1 protein-coding gene is annotated in these 395 nt (G+C 65.1%); it reads right to left on the bottom strand.

The annotated features are described in order from the left end of the window. Positions 1–395 (bottom strand): TIM barrel protein (locus tag K3N28_RS23200; RefSeq protein ID WP_228095281.1); only part of this gene is annotated, 395 nt, incomplete at its 3' end.

Below are 395 nucleotides of genomic sequence, written 5' to 3'. Positions count from 1 at the left end.
CCCAACTCCGCAGCCAGATCCACATTGCGCATGACCTTGGCGATAGCGAACCGACGCACCTCCCGGTCGTTGTGCGTGAACCCCCCGTCCTTGAAGACCGGATGGGAGAACAGATTCGTGGTCGCGGTCGTGACCTTCAGCCCCGTCTCCTCCAACGCCCTACGAAACGCCCCGACCTTCGCCTCACGCTCCGCCTCCGTAGCGTCGAAATCGAACACGTCATTGTCGTGGAAGTTCACCCCGTACGCGCCGAGCTCGGCCAGCTCCCGCACGGCCCGGTCAGCGCTCATCGGCGCCCGGGTCGCCGACCCGAACACATCCTGCGCCGCCCAACCCACCGTCCACACACCGAACGAGAACTTGTCCTCCGGCACCGGGGCATACATGTCGGTCAT

The sequence above is a fragment of the Glycomyces sp. TRM65418 genome, from assembly GCF_019710475.1.
Classification (GTDB): domain Bacteria; phylum Actinomycetota; class Actinomycetes; order Mycobacteriales; family Micromonosporaceae; genus Glycomyces.
The sequence above is the reverse complement of the archived record's forward strand: the minus strand, read 5'-3'. Positions and strand labels throughout refer to the sequence as shown.